The following is a 15,617-nucleotide window of genomic DNA, read 5'->3' as shown; positions in this document are numbered from 1 at the left end:
TGACAAAAAATACTTATGTTTCAACCACTAGGATTTGAACAACGCTCCATAAATACCTCACTAGGTAGAATGGTATATTATACTGCCGCTGGGTCACCTTGGCAGGACAATGTAACTGCCAAAGATGATCGGGAAACTTTGGTGTTCCTGCACGGCTTTGGTGGTGGATCTTCTGCTTATGAGTGGTCGAAAGTTTATCCGGCTTTTGCCACTGAATATCGGATCATTGCGCCAGATTTGATCGGTTGGGGTAGGTCTGAGCATCCGGCACGGAGTTATAAAATTGAGGATTATTTGACCACAATTCGGGAGTTTTTCGAGCAGACTTGTACTGGACCAGTAACAGCGATCGCTTCTTCTTTGACCGCAGGATTTACAATTCGAGTAGCAGCAGCTCATCCGGATTTATTCAAGTCTTTAATTCTCACTACCCCCTCAGGACTTTCCGACTTTGGCGAAAACTACTCCAATAGTTTTTTTGCTCAGTTAGTCAGCGTTCCCCTTGTTGACCGTTTACTTTACAGCACTGGAATAGCCACCAGTGGGGGTATTCGCAGCTTCTTAGAGCAACGGCAATTTGCTCAGTCTAATCGAGTGTACCAAGAAATTGTAGATGCTTATTTACAATCCGCCCAACAGCCTAATGCTGAGTATGCAGCACTGTCCTTTGTCCGTGGCGATTTATGCTTTGATTTATCCCTTTATATTCAACAGTTAATCACTCCCACCGCCATTATTTGGGGACAAAGGTCGGAATTTACAGGCCCCTCAATTGGTCGCCGCCTTGCCGAAATTAATCCCCAAACGATCCGATTTTTTCAACAGTTGGAAGATGTGGGGTTAACACCGCAGTTAGAATTGCCAGCAGTGACAATTGGGTTAATTCGCAAATTTTTGCCTTTACTTAATTTGTGATTTGTTCAGAAATCAAAAGCCCATCTAACTTCCTACCTTTTAGCTTGTTTACTGATATAATCTCAGCCATAATTGTGTAGCTAGACTTTGGATTGTAGAGGCTTAATAAATTAAGGGCGTTACTGAATCATATTTTGATTTTGTACCGCCCTTAATTTAAACTTTAACTTCCTTAAAGTATACTTATGTATACTGCAAAATATCTCACTAAAAATATGAATAATTCAGTTACTATTAGTGCTAATAAACCAAGTCGTGGGTTATTAATTATCGGGTTATCCTAATTAGGCGATCGCACACAATAAAATTTTGGTTATCTACAATGCAACCGCGCCTGGAGGATAATCAAGTACTTAGTTAATCAGATATATTTTGGATTAAAAAAATACTACTTAAAAAGGCTTCTTGATTTTGTTGTTTAATTGGCCAGCTGCGATCGCTATAGCCAAGCCAGTGCGTTGGGTAGCCAACACTGAACACGAGTGCGTCTCCCTTAGAAGAAGACGGGTTTCCCTTATCTGATGACTGGCGTTCAGTGCCGACTTAAAGCAACTGGCGGATGAATTCTATTCGCCAGGGCTGGGCATATTTTTACACTCATTGAGATGCTACCAGGTCAAGTTCAAGACGAATGGTTTCATTATAGTATTCAAAATCACTATACTATCCAACCTGACTTGATAAATTGCTAATTACACAAATAAATAAAATAAGGCATAGCAAACTTATCTAGTAGGTAGATTATCTGATGACTATTCCAGAGTCAATTAAAAAATTTATCACATGGATACAAGGTTTTGACCATCGGATTTTACGAAATGAAGATGATGTAAAAGAAAAGTTAATTTTGCCAATGTTTCACTATCTCTGCTATCCAGATAAATGTCATCGTGAATACCCTTTAAAAACATCTAAGTCAAGAAAGTACGGCAAAAATCCAGAAATTGCTCATATTTATTATACAACAGATAATATTGAGCAACAAAATACAGATACCTCACTGATTTTTATTGAAGCAATAGAACCGTATAAAAGTAAATTCCATGACGTTATTGAGCAAGCTAAATTTTATAGTACTCATTTTAATCCACTATTTTTTATAGTTACTAACGGATATCAAATAAAGGTTTTTAAACGCCTACGTTACCACAAAGAAGAGTCGATACTTGATATAAATATAGATATGCTTAGAAATATTGATATTGCCTCAAAGTTTTATAATAAACTCAATTTTGATTCAGTTAAAAATATCGATAAAAATACACCCAATATTTTAACTTATACTAATTATAACTTAATAGAAAGATTTATCAGACGCTATCCAGATTTACAGGATGTTTTAGAACAATGTGATTTTGAGCCTTCCACTACGAGAGAAGGCTATCGCTTAATTGTTGTGAAAACAAAAGTAGCGATCGCATGTAATTTACCCAAAGCTTTTGGAGAAGGTAATTGTGAAATAGAGTTCAGCAGCATCATTTTAAGAGGTCTGAAAATTTACTTAAATCATCAAGATATTTTAGGTCAATTAATGACTGGATTGCACACCCAGCCAGATTGGGGATGTCGTCGGTTTTTTAAACAGTTAGATAAAAATGCTTTTGAGGTATATTTAGGTCAAACAACTCTAATTTTATCAGAGTTAGAAACAGTAGATTTGTGTTTGTGTATTGATGGAGTTTGCCAAGAATATAAAAATTTAATAATTGAATTTGAAAATACTTTAGAAACATGGAATTTTAAATTCGTAAAATTTTCCGAAAGTCGCGGGTTTATCCTTCTTTCTGTAAAACAAGAATTATGGGAGTTAATGCAGCAGTTTGCTAATGAATTTGATTATACTAAAGGCAAGTCAGAATGGCATCTATTCCATAGAGAATATATATCAATTCGAGTCAGTCGAGGAATTCGCGATCATACATTTATCTTACCTAAAATCGATAGTAATTTATATTTATTACCTGATAATCAAATCAACATAATCTATGAACTAAATGATGTTACTTTACAATCTATTGAGACAGATAAATTAACCTTATTGCAGCAAGATATTGGAGTTCGGGGAACCTGGACAGCTAGATATACCAAACAGTGGTTATTAGAGAAATATATTCCAAAAGTTATTAATTATTACTCAGGAAAATCTCAACTATCTGAAGCTGAATTGTTAGCTAAAATAACAAACTACATAAGTGACCGGGCGCTTATTAAAGAAATTGATCATCTCAGAGATTTAGTACCTTATCTTCGCGACATCCAATCTTGGCTACATATATATGTAGAAAATATTCCTGCTTCGTTCTTGAAACCATATTACCAAGCCTATACAAATTTGGTGCGTAATACTGATTCGTCTATAACAGGTATAGACTATATTATCGGAAATTTGCATAGGGTTGAGTGGAAAAATACGCAAGAAGAAATTCCTCACAATTCCCCAGACTGGAAAAACTTAACTTTTAAACATGCTATAGATTGCTTAGATCAGCAAGTAGCAAGAATAAATAATTGTAAATACGAGAATAGTTTAAAAGCAGATTTAATAACTCGGACATTTATTTGGATTATACAAAATGGGAAAATCTCTTTCTCACAAGCTCAATTAAATGCTGCTAAACAGGCTTTGCTACCACTTTGGGAACAAAGTCGCTTTGAAATGCGCCATGTATATCCTAATCGATAAAGCTACATAATCTGCTGTAAATGCAACACAAATCCAGGTAGGATATTTTCTCCTGATAAACTAGTAGGATTGTCTAATATCTCTACATCTTTACCTGGACGATAAATTTCTACTCGCTTGTTTTTCCGGTCAATTAACCAGCCTAATTGAGCGCCATTTTCGATATACTCCTGCATTTTATCCTGCAATTCTTTCAAGGAATCAGTACGAGAACGCAACTCTACTACAAAATCAGGACAAATTGGAGCAAATTTTTCTTGTTGTTCTGGGGTTAAAGTATTCCACCGCTCAATTTTTACCCAAGAAGCATCGGGAGAACGTTCTGCACCATTGGGTAAGGTGAAGCCAGTTGAAGAGTCAAAACCTTTGCCTAATTTAGTCTGTTTATTCCAAATTCCTAACTCAACAACCATATCAAAGTTACGGTTGCCAGTATCACTACCTGTAGGTGGCATAATTAATAATTCCCCTGATGCTGTACGCTCAAATCGATAATCGCGGTTTTGCTGACACATCTGGAAAAATTGATCATCAGTTAAGTCGATTTTCAATTTGAGTGTAGAAGGTAAAGTGGTTGTCGTGGCGTTCATAGGCTATTGTGAGCATCTTACTTTCTAGTTTAGTAGTGTGTGGCGTGCGATCGCATGATGAGATGATAGCGATCGCTCTTTACCTATTAAATAAATTTATCTGCCCATTCGGTGCAGCTTTACCCAGATAGATTTGCTTAGAACCCTTGGGAATAGAAATCCAGCCAAGGTCTTGTAGGCGGTTTTTTAAATTAGAAATTGTCACGCCAAGCTCATCTTTCATTGCATAAAGATGTTTCCAATTAGTTAAATTACGTCCTCTTTGTTTAGCTTCCAAAATTTCTCTAGGCATTAACAGGCAGCTAGCAAAATACTGAGCTTGCCATTCAATTTTATCCAAATTGCTTTTAATTATATTTGGATTAGTTTTAGCTCCTGTAGTGCGACACAAATAAAGCTTTGTAGCATCTTTCATTCCTAGATTTAATTCTAGTTGCTCTGTCAATCCCTCAGCTTCATTTTGATTGACATGAAGTATCCAGTGTCCAATTTCATGAGCAATTGTAGATTGCTCAAATCCTCCAGTTAGCTCTGAAATACATTCATTGAGTACAATCTTTCTTTGCAATGGCAGAATCTTAGCTACTATCGATCCCTGCTCATCAGGAGGAATTCTTTCCCAACTCACCATAATTCCCAAAGCGTCAGCAGCACAACTAGCCTCAAAAGGCCACTTTGGGGGGAAATTTTCTAACTCCATAATTTTGAAAACTTCATAAGCTTTCTGCTCTATTTCTTCTTTAGAATAGAATTTATACCTGAAAAGGTTCATTGTAACTCCTCACTTTCTTTACTCATAACCACCACCTTCTTTCCTGACATTCTGGTTCTAAGTTGCCTTGATAGATTTGCTTAGAACCTTTAGGAATATAAATCCAGCCAATATCTTGCAACCGATTGATGAGATTAGAAATTGTGACACCAAGCTCATCTTTCATTGCATAAAGATGTTTCCAATTAGTTAAATCACGCCCTTTGGTTATTTTTTGCAGTACATGACGAGGCATTAGCAGACAGCTGGCAAAATACTGTGCTTGCCATTCAATTTTATCAAGCTGACTACTGGCAGTATACTTATCAAGTGGCTCACTAGCACTACGACATAAGAATGAATGATTCGTTTCTTTAATGCCAGCATTGATATCTATTTGTTCAGATAAAACTTCACTTTTATTGTGGTTCATATGAAGTAACCAATGTCCTATTTCGTGAGCAATTGTCGATTCTGTAAAAGCTCCTAGAACTTCTGGAATATCATCATTTATCAAAATTGTACGTTCTAAAGGTAAAATCATAGCTATGATCAATCCCCGTTCATCAGGAGATATTTGTGTATAACAAACACTCAGATTCAAAAAGTCACATACTCTAGTAGTATCCATAGGTAATTTAGGGGCATATTGAAATGAAATTTGCATACGACTTAGAAGATCATTCGCTATGTTTTCAATCTCATATTTAGAATAGAAGCGATTTTGAAGCTTTGCTACCTTATCTCTGAGTTCAGCATTTTCTTTTTGTAGTCTTGCAATTTGCTCATCTCGTGCCTTTACCAATGAATCAATACCCGGACTTTCGCGCACTCGACGGAATAAAGCTGGCATTTCCTTGTAGTTCGCCTTAACCAATTCTTCAAAAGCATCCGAGTCACGTTGAGTCATACGTCCAGCTAGGTAGATCAGCTCCTCTGCATTCAAACTGAGATGTTCTGCTATGGAGCGGATCACCTTCTCGCTTGGCTCAACATGGTCGTTTTCTAGTTTGGACAAATAGGTGTAGTCCACACCTACCTTTACCGCAAGCTCACGCTGACTCAATCCCTTTTTTCTACGAGCTTGCCAAATACACCTGCCAAAACTCTGACTCTCTTGTTTATCCATAATCACATTCAACTGCCAAACGCATTTCCTGAAGCATAAATAATAATAAGCCTTCTATCGGTTTGAGTGATAGTAGGCTAAAAGCCTTATTTTACAAAGCTTTTCAGGAGTCGCTGGGCTATAAGTTACCCAAAATTTTTAGCCTTTGAATCACTCATAGATAGATAATACCAATGTTGAAAATAAAATTCAACATTTATTTGGCATGAATAAAATAGTTGATAAAAATTATACAGGTTGAATAATATGGTTCAATACTGAACAACTGATATCTTGCCTTGTTGAAATTATATGGCAATTCAGGCGGCTGTACTGATGTTCGTTGAGTTATATTTCGTTACACAAGAGCAAAAGCATGAATAAACAATCGTTGAACCCTGAACAACTGAGTTTCTCTGTTGGTAGACCTCTACCAGTTTTGCTTGAAGAAATTCAAAAATCAAGCCGCAATCCACAACTCATAAAGGCTGCGGAACAGATGCTAGAAGGCTTGCGTACCTTGGAAATGGCAACCGAGATTGGTGTATACACAGCAATCTACGAAATCCTAATCAAGTAAAACTTTTTTCTCTGCTAAATTCTGGGACTTGACATCAATGAGCCAAAATTGGCTACCATTTGCCAGCTACAACCTATGGTTGCAGTATTCTCCACCCATAGGGAAAGAACACTTACACTGCGACATGAAACGAGGTTTTACAAAAGCGCGATCGCATGAGCCTGCGGTTGCAGCAATCTTGGCAAGTGATAGCACTCCTGTGCGAATTGGATTACTAGCACAAAAGGGAGTTTATGAGTTTCATGAAAACTCCCCAATGTTACATCAAGAAGACGCTGTAGAACAAATGATAGAGATTCTGGAATTGCGGAAAGAGTCAGATTTGGTTCAGCAGCGAGTCCTTCAGATACTGACAAACTACCAGCAAAATCCAATTCTTGCTGAGAATAAAATTATTCAACTTAGCCGAGGTGATGAGGGTTTTCCAGAACCAATTCTGATTAAGCAGGGTAATCAATCTTTTAACTTCTTTGCTGCGATTGACTGCATTTTTGCCGAAGAAGATGATACTTTGCACATTTTAGATTTCAAAACTGGCCACTCTGATTTTGATCGGCGACAAGGGTATATTTATTTACTAGCTGCTAGTTACCGATACCCCCAGCAGAAAGCAGTAGCGTCTTTTTATAACTTAGAAAATGGTAACTGGTCAGAACCTATCAGCGCAACACCTAACACTCTTAAGGCTTTTCAAATAGAACTCGCTTTAATAGCTCAACGATATCAAGAAGATTTGAGACGCTACCGTAAAAATTCTGCTGATTTCAGTCAAATATTTCCCCAAAATCCGGGTATAAGTTGTCGCTACTGTTCGTTTAACTCAATTTGTGAATTTACTGTATCAGAGGTTTCTACATGACTGCTGGTGTGCTTCAATCTCACTTAAAAACTAATATATCCCCAATATTTTTGGCAGAAATATTTTTACTAAATATTCCTCAACCTAACTTAATCTGCTTTCGACTGACTCCCAGAGTAGATACTGAAATAGGAAATCGCTTAGGTTGGCGGTTCAGTCAGCAATTTGATGATATTATGACCATTTTTGTAGATGGAAATTTTTGGGTTTTAGCTAAACCCGATCAAGCAATGCCAAGTTTAGATGAATGGCGAAAACGTTTAACAAGAATTCAAGAGGAATTGAAAAAAGATATTGGCGATCGCTACTATTCAATCCAATGGGTAAGCCAACCACAGATATCTGCTGATATTCTTTCTGAACTAGCTATAAGAATATTAAAAATTAGACGACCATTTTCATATTTCAGTATTCCATTTAACAAAATTGAAGTTAGACGAGAAGCAAAATTTTGGGCAGAAGCAATTGAAATTAAAAAAAATTCACACTCAGCTATTGCTATAACAGTTCGTAGTTCTTTTGTCTTTAAAGAAAAACTGTCTGAATTTTACGAGAACCATCCTTATAGACAAAATCCAAGAGATTTATTAATTGGTTTAAATGTTCGAGATATTGAAAAGAATAGTTCAGCTACTATTGTAGATATTGAAGGAACTATTGGTGAGCGTGAAGAAGAATTACTCAACTATAAGCCTGCATCAACCAGTGAAATCGCTATTCGTGAAGCACCTAGAGATCAACCTGTTGTACTTGTGCAATTTGGTAAGAATAAAAAACGGTATCCTTATGCAATGGCTGCTCTTTTTCCTTGTATCACAGAGGACACTGCCAAACGATTTGATGTAAACTATGGGGATTTACTCAAAGAAGCTAAGATTCCTTATCAAGAGCGGCAAAATAGTTTGGCTTCATACAAAAAAGAAGCTGCACTAGCTCTAAGTATTTATGGATTTGTGTTATCGGAAACCTGTATTAATAGTAGAAAGATCGGTAATTGCTCTGAATTATTCTTGCCACTAAAATTTAAGCTTGAAGATACTCAACTTCTATTTGGAAAAGATAAATCTGGTCACAATTTTATAAGTAGGAGAGGAGATGTCCTTAAAGGACTATCACAAGGAGGCGTTTATCGTCGTCAATCTCAATATGAAGATAAAGCAACACCGATTCGCATTACAGCTTTGAAACTTTGTGATTTTAAGGCAGATCCTTTTATTAGGGAAGTTCAGCAACGTCTAAAACGCTATGGGTTTGAAAGCATAATTGTTCATCGAGTAGGTGTATCAGTAAGTAGTTCAAGCGTCTCTGATGATAGAGAAAAAGTTGAGCAAGCTATTAATGAATTAATGGCAATTCCTACTGACATTGTTTTGACATTTTTACCTCAGAGCGATCGCCATGCTGATAATAGTGATGATGGTAGCTTTTATTCTTTTATTTCTTCACGTTTACTTCGGCGAGAAATTGCTAGTCAAGTAATTTATGAAGATACATTAAAAAATACCAGTAATTATGGTAATATCCTTCATCAGGTAATTCCAGGAATTCTTGCAAAGTTAGGAAATTTACCTTTTGTTTTAGCTGAACCTTTAGAAATTGCTGATTATTTTATCGGCTTTGATGTTTCCCGAATTTCTAAAAAGAAAGGATTTGGAAGTAGAAATGTTTGTGCGAGTGTACGTCTCTATGATAAGCGAGGGGAGTTTATTCGTTACCGACTGGAAGATGCTTTAACCGAGGGTGAAACAATTGATAAACGAACACTAGAGAGGTTTCTACCATCTGCTGAATTAAGACAAAAAACTGTACTAATTTACCGTGATGGACGTTTTTGTGGTGATGAAATAAAGAATTTAAGAGAAAGAGCAAAAGTTATTGGTTCAAAGTTTATTTTGGTAGAGTGTGTAAAATCTCAGATTCCACGACTATATAAATTTCAGCAGTCTGTAGTGACAGCACCAACTAAAGGGTTAGCTCTTCAATTATCCCCGTATGAAGTAATTTTAGTCACTACTGAAGTTAAGTCTGAGAAAATGGGTTTACCTTATCCTCTGCGTTTAAAGATTATTCCCGATCCTGAACATGAACAGCAAGTATCAATTGAAAGTTTAATAGAAGCTACACTTAAACTGACATTGCTACATCACGGAGCGTTGAAAGAACCTCGCTTACCCGTCCCATTATATGGTTCTGACAAAATAGCTTATCGGCGGTTACAAGGAATTGCTCCAGGTACAGTGGAAGGCGATCGCCAGTTTTGGCTGTAGAAGCAACCTAAATATTACAGGCATTTTGCGATCGCCCTTTCCCAAAATCTCAAGTTGTGCTTCTACCCACACTTGTAAGAATTCTTCTTCCAGCTAAAAGCGCTCAAAGATAGCTTCTAGACGACTCAGTTCAATATCTTGGCATGTATCTGCAATGGTAACTTTCAACAATGATCGCAGGACAAAGATACTAAAGAAGCCGTTATAAGTTTCTTTTGCTTAAGCGTGGCGCGTATGGCAACTAAAACAAAAACTACAAGCCGAACATCCTAAGTATTATGGCTTCATTGGTTCAACAATGGTGCAAGGGCAAACAGAACTTTCCAAGACAGATTTGAGATTGAACAGTTTCAAATTTGAAATTACTGATATGAGTCAGCAAACAGGTGAATTAAGAAAGCAATATGCCTTTTTGCTTGCCCAAAACATCAACATGAGTGCGCGATCTACCGAAATGAGAAAGCAATATGCCTTTTTGCTTGCTAAATCTACCGAAATCAGAAAGCAATTAGGCATTTTGAGAAAGCAATATGTCTTTTTGCTTGCTGAATCTACCGAAATCAGAAAGCAATCAGACATTTTAAGAAAGCAATATGCCTTTTTGCTTGCTAAATCTACCGAAATCAGAAAGCAATCAGGCATTTTGAGAAAGCATTTAGTTTAAATGCTTTCTCATTTAAGTATTTTGCTTATTGAATTCGACTTTATTTATTTTTTCGATGAAGTAACTAGTTATGGTGATCGGTTTGACGACAAGTCAGGAGTTTGGGAGTCTCCCGCTTTGCGTCTACGTCAAGCATTATGCTTCAATACTGCAAGCTAGCATCCTAAGTATTGTGGCTTCTTTAGTGCAATAGTGGCGATCGCCAAAAATGTGGCAATTAAAAGCAAGCTACGGGTTGGCAACGAAGCCAGAGATTAAAAAGATATGGGTAAGGACAAAGGCTGAAGCCTGGGTGGAAATTAAGTGCAACCTCACTTATAGTCCGTCTGCTAGCATTTGACCTGACAATGTGGCTAAAGTCACCCATTTAGGTGAAGACATACAGACATTTAATACCTATTATGAAGTAAGATTAAGCAACTATGAATCTAATTATGCGTCTAGTTGTTAGTTCACTAATTAAAGATTTAATCCAAAAATTTTAACAACTCCACCTTCCTGCACTTGTCCTTTAATTACAGGCTACTCCCATAAAGCAAGATTTATAGGCTTCTAGATATGGCTACGCACATAGAAATTCCTGATTTTGGCAAAGTTAAGTATCCATTCCGTTGGCTGATGGGGCTGATAGCAGGGAGTGCCTTGGTTATTGGTATCACAACCTACACCCTGGTAAATCAAGGGACAAAAGAAAACATTGCTCAATTAACTGTACCAGTGGCAGCGAAAAACGTCACCTTGAGGATTACAGCTAGTGGTAAAATCGTGCCAGTTCAGAGCGTAAATATTAGTCCGAAGAACCCTGGAGTGCTATCGCAATTATATGTACAACAAGGCGATCGCATTCAACAAGGGCAAATTCTCGCTCGCATGGATAGTGCCAGCATTGAAGCCCAAAGGAGCCAGTACCGGGCTAACTTAGCCCAAAGTCAAGCACAACTAGCCGAAGCCGTTGCTGGTAGTCGTCCTCAAGAAATCGCTCAAGCAAAGGCGCGGTTAGCACAAGCTCAAGCCCAGCTAGCACAAGCTCGCTCTGGTAATCGTCCCCAAGAGATTGCTCAATCTCAATCTCAAGTGGATGCGGCTCAAGCAAAGGCGAATTACACCAGTGGACAGGTAAAGCGTTATCAATACCTATACGAACAGGGAGCAGAGAATAAACAATTACTCGATCAAGCCATCAGTGAAGACAAAACTGCTAAAGCCAGTCTAGAAGAAGCTAAAAAACGATTCTCCTTAGTCCAAACTGGCACTAGAACTGAGGAAATTGACCAACGCCAAGCAGCTGTTACTGAAACACGGGCAGCATTAGTACTGTTGCAAGATGGCACCCGTCCTGAGGAAGTTGTCCAGCGCCAAGCAGCTGTTGCAGCTGCTGAGGCTCAATTGAAAGGTGTGCAAGTGCAGTTGGAAGATACAATTATTCGCGCTCCTCTTTCGGGAATTGTGACGCAAAAGTATTCCGATCCAGGTGCGTTTGTCACACCTACAACTTCTGCTTCTACTAGTGCGTCGGCAACTTCCAGTTCAATTGTCGCTGTAGCACGCGGTTTAGAAGTATTAGCTCAAGTTCCCGAAGCCGATCTTGGCAGAATTAAACAGGGACAGCAGGTGGAAATTGTCGCCGATGCTTATCCCGATCAAGTTTTTAAAGGTCATGTGCGCCTGATTGCTCCAGAAGCAGTGATAGAACAAGGTGTGACATCCTTCCAGGTGCGGGTTGCTCTTGATACTGGCATAGATAAACTGCGTTCTGGCTTAAATGTGGATCTGACTTTTGTGGGCGATCGCGTTAATAATGCCTTGGTGTTACCAACGGTGTCAATCGTCACCGAAAAGGGTAAAACTGGTGTACTTGTACCAGATGCAAAGAATAAACCCCAGTTCCGCGAAATTACAGTTGGGGCACAAATCCAAGACCAAACTCAGATTTTAGAGGGAGTTAAACAAGGCGATCGCATTTTTGTCAACCCACCCAAAGACTACAAAATCGAAAAGGCCAAGGAACAGAATAATAAATAATTCCTTTAGCAAGAATATATTGTTTCAACAGGTTAACGCATAGAAAACCTCTGATTACAAGATTTTTGAAATTTTAATTACGAATTACGAATTACAAATTAGTATGAACCCCTTAGAAAGCCTTAAGATGGCAGGTAAAACCCTGCTGTCAAATAAGCTGCGTAGCGCCCTCACCATGCTGGGTATAGTTATTGGCAACGCCTCAGTGATTGCCATGATTGGCATTGGCGAAGGTGGGCAAAAGTACGTGAATAAACAGCTGGAGTCATTAGGGCCAAATGTGCTGTTTATCCTGCCAGGTAATCGAGAAACTCAGCGGATCTCCTTTGAAGTGCCAAAAACTCTGGTGTTGCAAGATGCCGAAGCGATCGCCTCTCAAGTACCAACAGTAGTAGGAGTTGCTCCCGAATTGAACACAAGACAGGTAATTACATACCGCAACAGAAACACCGATGTCAACATCATTGGCACAACTCCCAGTTTTCTATCAGTGCGGGATTTTGAAACTGCTAAAGGTAGGTTTTTTAGCGAGGTAGACATCAAGCGAAGTAACCAAGTCGTTGTGCTAGGTGGAGACTTGGCAGAAAAACTATTCGGTAATAGTAACGCTATCGGTCAGCAATTGCGAGTTGGAAATACCAGCTTTCAAGTGATTGGGACGTTAATAGCCAAAGGTTCCAGCGTCGGAGCAGATTATGATAATGCTGCGGTAATACCGATTACAACCTCAGCAAACCGACTTGTGGGAAAGAATTCTCCCTATGGTATTGCTTTAGATTACCTCGTCGCTGCCGCTCGTGATTCAGATAGCGTGGATGCAGCAGAATTTCAAATTACTAATTTGTTGCGTCTACGACACAAAATTAATGGTGAAGATGACTTTACTCTCCGCTCTCAAAAAGATGCTTTGCAAACTGTCGGTCAAATCACAGGTGCATTAACAATTATGTTAGCAGCGATCGCAAGTATATCGCTGTTTGTCGGCGGCATTGGCATCATGAATATTATGCTTGTCTCCGTCACCGAACGCACCCAAGAAATCGGATTGAGAAAAGCGATCGGCGCAACTGAGCAAGATATTTTGCTACAGTTTATCATTGAGGCAGTAATAGTTTCAGCAGCTGGCGGTTTAGTTGGGACTGCGGTTGGCGTCAGTGGCATTCTATTAGTGGGAGCCTTAACTCCCTTAGAAGCGGCACTTTCTCCAACAGCGATTATTATGGCAGTTGGTGTTTCTGGTGGTATTGGTTTATTCTTTGGCGTTGTTCCTGCACGTCGCGCTGCTAAACTCGACCCGATTGTGGCTTTGAGAAGCGCTTAGTATATTAGTGTAAACTAATACATATATGATGAGTTTTGTTGACAAAAAGAATAGCTAAATGTGATATATGGAATCGGAGTGTTGCATCTGTTGTTGTTGATAGCATATATCTCGTAACGTATAGCCCTCAAAAACTGTCATTGCAGAGGACATTGCTTCCTGCCAAATTTGCTGGATGAGAATATTTCCTATAGTTTGAGAGGCATCTACACACTGTTGTTGACTATTAATTCCTTCCAGACAATTCAGAATTTCCAACAGTGTGATTTGTTCTGGTGGGTTGTTCAGTAAATAACCCCCCTTAACTCCCCGCCGACTATGGACTAAACCAGAACGCCGTAGGCTCATGAAAATTTGCTCTAAATAATGCTCTGGTATTTGCTGAACAGATGCAATCTGTTCAATTGGCAATAATTCTCCCTGTTCGTGGTGTTTAGCTAGTTCTAGCAAAGCCAGCAAGGTATATCTAAATTTAGAAGAAATTTCCATCATTTTAGAGCAAACATTAGTTGGTCAAATACTGCACATTTCTGATATCCAAAAATCAAGTCTTTTCAGCCCTATTTCCGTTTTCACTCTTATCTCGGCTCAATGCCAATCTCGCTCAGAAACTTAAGCTGTATATTAACTTCTCTGCCGCATTTCATCCTTACCCTCACCTGCTCGAAGCTATAAGAATATATTTCGGTAATTAATAGCAAGCCCAAATCTCTGTGGAGTACTAGGGAGCCAGAAAGGTGGTGGTTGAGAGCGGTCAATATGTCCATATATACTACCTGAAATACAGGAGAGAAGTACCTGATTTCTGTACCATAAGTTGGTGTTGTTTGATTTAGCGAATGAGTTGATTAACTATGACACAAAACGTAGTCAAGACCATTTTGGCAACACAACCCGATTTGAGGAATTAACCAAGTGACCTATTGCCATTCCCTGTCTTCAAGTTCCTTTATCGGCAACAATAAAGTGTCTTCAATTTCCTGTCTGATAGCAGGCGTCACTTCACAATTGCTATGCAAGCAATCGAGTAGTAACTGATTGGCATCGTAGTAGTGTTGCAGTACTTGCTACTGAATGGCAAGATGTTGCAAAAAGGTGGTTTGACCTACCCCAGGTTTGCCTAATACCCTGAGCTTCGGATAGGTTTCCACTGCCCGTATACCAAGTATTTGTTTTAGGTCAACCTCACCTAAGCCAAAGCGGTCAAATTTTTCTGAATTAAACTTTTGTAGTTCCAAGATATCTAGCCACTGAAGGCTTTCAATTTCCTCCAAAATATTCACATCAATATATATGTCATCGATCGCAACGGGATCGCTGATATCCAATAACTGCAAAATACCACACTGGTCTTGAATTTTATCGAAGCGTTGCGCTCGCACTTGTTGCACTAATGTATCAATATCCAGGACAGACAACTGGGTGTATTCTTCTAGTTCCAAGAATTCTGCCGGCGGATTAATAGCAATCTCCCGCCAATTCAGTTCCAATACCAAAGAAATTTCAATAAAAGTATGACGCTCAACCGGACAACCACTAAAAAACCTCCAAATTGGTTGAATATCTGCGAGACGGGCTTCAAAAACTAAATATTTTTCTTTCGGCTTCTGCTTCTATCCTGAAAAACTGTGAGGAGATCGGGCTGACATTGCTTGACCACTGCAACAATGCCTCTGGCTTCTTCCTGATATAAGTCTTCCACGTAGCTAGCTCTAGAAAGTTGTGCCTCTTTTTTACTATTAAAAGGGCCAAAGTAATAAGTACAACAAGGAACAGCAGTGTTAATTTCTACCCACCAAAATAACTCAGATTGATTAGATGAAAATAAATTCATGAAGATACCTACAGTTTATTAAA

General features: G+C 38.6%; 15 protein-coding genes. 8 read left to right on the top strand and 7 right to left on the bottom strand.

The window, feature by feature from the left end; translation table 11 throughout:
* The first annotated feature begins 15 nt into the window (after positions 1-15).
* Entirely contained in the window at positions 16-915 is a 900-nt protein-coding gene (locus tag V7K46_RS18910) for an alpha/beta fold hydrolase (RefSeq protein WP_335115738.1), read from the top strand.
* A 748-nt stretch (positions 916-1,663) separates the two neighbouring features.
* Entirely contained in the window at positions 1,664-3,598 is a 1,935-nt protein-coding gene (locus tag V7K46_RS18905) for a hypothetical protein (protein ID WP_335115736.1), read from the top strand.
* A 2-nt stretch (positions 3,599-3,600) separates the two neighbouring features.
* Here the strand turns inward: V7K46_RS18905 and V7K46_RS18900 are convergent, their stop codons facing one another.
* The 3 genes from V7K46_RS18900 to V7K46_RS18890 all read right to left on the bottom strand — a co-directional run bounded on the left by V7K46_RS18900 (position 3,601) and on the right by V7K46_RS18890 (position 6,068).
* On the bottom strand, positions 3,601-4,188 hold the full coding sequence (locus V7K46_RS18900) for a Uma2 family endonuclease (protein ID WP_335115734.1): 588 nt from the start codon (positions 4,186-4,188) through the stop codon (positions 3,601-3,603).
* Between the two features lie 79 nt (positions 4,189-4,267).
* Positions 4,268-4,819, bottom strand: coding sequence for an ImmA/IrrE family metallo-endopeptidase (locus V7K46_RS18895; RefSeq protein WP_335115732.1), 552 nt, complete (start codon positions 4,817-4,819; stop codon positions 4,268-4,270).
* Positions 4,820-4,982: 163 nt separating this feature from the next.
* Complete coding sequence (locus V7K46_RS18890) at positions 4,983-6,068, bottom strand: helix-turn-helix domain-containing protein (RefSeq protein ID WP_335115730.1); 1,086 nt, start codon at positions 6,066-6,068, stop codon at positions 4,983-4,985.
* 355 nt (positions 6,069-6,423) lie between these two features.
* On the opposite strand from V7K46_RS18890, the gene V7K46_RS18885 reads away from it, so the two are divergent.
* The 6 genes from V7K46_RS18885 (at position 6,424) to V7K46_RS18860 (ending at position 13,760) form a co-directional block, all read left to right on the top strand.
* On the top strand, positions 6,424-6,627 hold the full coding sequence (locus V7K46_RS18885) for a hypothetical protein (RefSeq protein ID WP_335115728.1): 204 nt from the start codon (positions 6,424-6,426) through the stop codon (positions 6,625-6,627).
* A gap of 37 nt (positions 6,628-6,664) precedes the next feature.
* Positions 6,665-7,486, top strand: a complete 822-nt coding sequence (locus tag V7K46_RS18880; RefSeq protein WP_335115726.1) for a PD-(D/E)XK nuclease family protein — start codon at positions 6,665-6,667, stop codon at positions 7,484-7,486.
* On the top strand, positions 7,483-9,753 hold the full coding sequence (locus V7K46_RS18875; protein ID WP_335115724.1) for a Piwi domain-containing protein: 2,271 nt from the start codon (positions 7,483-7,485) through the stop codon (positions 9,751-9,753). Before V7K46_RS18880 ends, V7K46_RS18875 begins: the two co-directional genes overlap by 4 nt.
* A 370-nt stretch (positions 9,754-10,123) precedes the next feature.
* Positions 10,124-10,417: a hypothetical protein gene (locus tag V7K46_RS18870; RefSeq protein WP_335115722.1), complete on the top strand. Its 294-nt coding sequence runs from the start codon at positions 10,124-10,126 to the stop codon at positions 10,415-10,417.
* Between the two features lie 558 nt (positions 10,418-10,975).
* On the top strand, positions 10,976-12,439 hold the full coding sequence (locus tag V7K46_RS18865; RefSeq protein ID WP_335115720.1) for an efflux RND transporter periplasmic adaptor subunit: 1,464 nt from the start codon (positions 10,976-10,978) through the stop codon (positions 12,437-12,439).
* Positions 12,440-12,542: 103 nt separating this feature from the next.
* Positions 12,543-13,760 (top strand): ABC transporter permease, encoded by a 1,218-nt coding sequence (locus V7K46_RS18860; protein ID WP_298913573.1) that lies wholly within the window; start codon positions 12,543-12,545, stop codon positions 13,758-13,760.
* A gap of 54 nt (positions 13,761-13,814) precedes the next feature.
* Here the strand turns inward: V7K46_RS18860 and V7K46_RS18855 are convergent, their stop codons facing one another.
* From V7K46_RS18855 to V7K46_RS18845, 4 genes are all read right to left on the bottom strand, one after another.
* Positions 13,815-14,252 (bottom strand): RrF2 family transcriptional regulator, encoded by a 438-nt coding sequence (locus V7K46_RS18855; RefSeq protein WP_335115717.1) that lies wholly within the window; start codon positions 14,250-14,252, stop codon positions 13,815-13,817.
* 428 nt (positions 14,253-14,680) lie between these two features.
* Complete coding sequence (locus V7K46_RS32105; protein WP_442939852.1) at positions 14,681-14,821, bottom strand: NACHT C-terminal helical domain 2-containing protein; 141 nt, start codon at positions 14,819-14,821, stop codon at positions 14,681-14,683.
* Between the two features lie 6 nt (positions 14,822-14,827).
* Entirely contained in the window at positions 14,828-15,250 is a 423-nt protein-coding gene (locus V7K46_RS18850) for a hypothetical protein (protein WP_335115715.1), read from the bottom strand.
* A gap of 95 nt (positions 15,251-15,345) precedes the next feature.
* Complete coding sequence (locus tag V7K46_RS18845; protein WP_335115713.1) at positions 15,346-15,594, bottom strand: DUF1816 domain-containing protein; 249 nt, start codon at positions 15,592-15,594, stop codon at positions 15,346-15,348.
* Positions 15,595-15,617 lie beyond the last annotated feature (23 nt).

This window comes from Nostoc sp. (assembly GCF_036917395.1).
In the GTDB taxonomy this organism is placed as follows: Bacteria; Cyanobacteriota; Cyanobacteriia; order Cyanobacteriales; family Nostocaceae; genus Nostoc.
Note: the sequence above shows the minus strand (reverse complement) of the source record. Positions and strands in the feature narration are given on the sequence as shown.

Bases quoted from the DNA above. Each gene is read 5' to 3' on its own strand.
- V7K46_RS18910 (WP_335115738.1), top strand. From the start codon at position 16: ATGTTTCAACCACTAGGATTTGAACAACGCTCCATAAATACCTCACTA.
- V7K46_RS18895 (WP_335115732.1), bottom strand. From the start codon at position 4,819: ATGGTGAGTTGGGAAAGAATTCCTCCTGATGAGCAGGGATCGATAGTA.
- V7K46_RS18900 (WP_335115734.1), bottom strand. From the start codon at position 4,188: ATGAACGCCACGACAACCACTTTACCTTCTACACTCAAATTGAAAATC.
- V7K46_RS18870 (WP_335115722.1), top strand. From the start codon at position 10,124: ATGAGTCAGCAAACAGGTGAATTAAGAAAGCAATATGCCTTTTTGCTT.
- V7K46_RS18865 (WP_335115720.1), top strand. From the start codon at position 10,976: ATGGCTACGCACATAGAAATTCCTGATTTTGGCAAAGTTAAGTATCCA.
- V7K46_RS18875 (WP_335115724.1), top strand. From the start codon at position 7,483: ATGACTGCTGGTGTGCTTCAATCTCACTTAAAAACTAATATATCCCCA.
- V7K46_RS18905 (WP_335115736.1), top strand. From the start codon at position 1,664: ATGACTATTCCAGAGTCAATTAAAAAATTTATCACATGGATACAAGGT.
- V7K46_RS18890 (WP_335115730.1), bottom strand. From the start codon at position 6,068: ATGGATAAACAAGAGAGTCAGAGTTTTGGCAGGTGTATTTGGCAAGCT.
- V7K46_RS18860 (WP_298913573.1), top strand. From the start codon at position 12,543: ATGAACCCCTTAGAAAGCCTTAAGATGGCAGGTAAAACCCTGCTGTCA.
- V7K46_RS18885 (WP_335115728.1), top strand. From the start codon at position 6,424: ATGAATAAACAATCGTTGAACCCTGAACAACTGAGTTTCTCTGTTGGT.
- V7K46_RS18855 (WP_335115717.1), bottom strand. From the start codon at position 14,252: ATGATGGAAATTTCTTCTAAATTTAGATATACCTTGCTGGCTTTGCTA.
- V7K46_RS18845 (WP_335115713.1), bottom strand. From the start codon at position 15,594: ATGAATTTATTTTCATCTAATCAATCTGAGTTATTTTGGTGGGTAGAA.
- V7K46_RS18880 (WP_335115726.1), top strand. From the start codon at position 6,665: ATGAGCCAAAATTGGCTACCATTTGCCAGCTACAACCTATGGTTGCAG.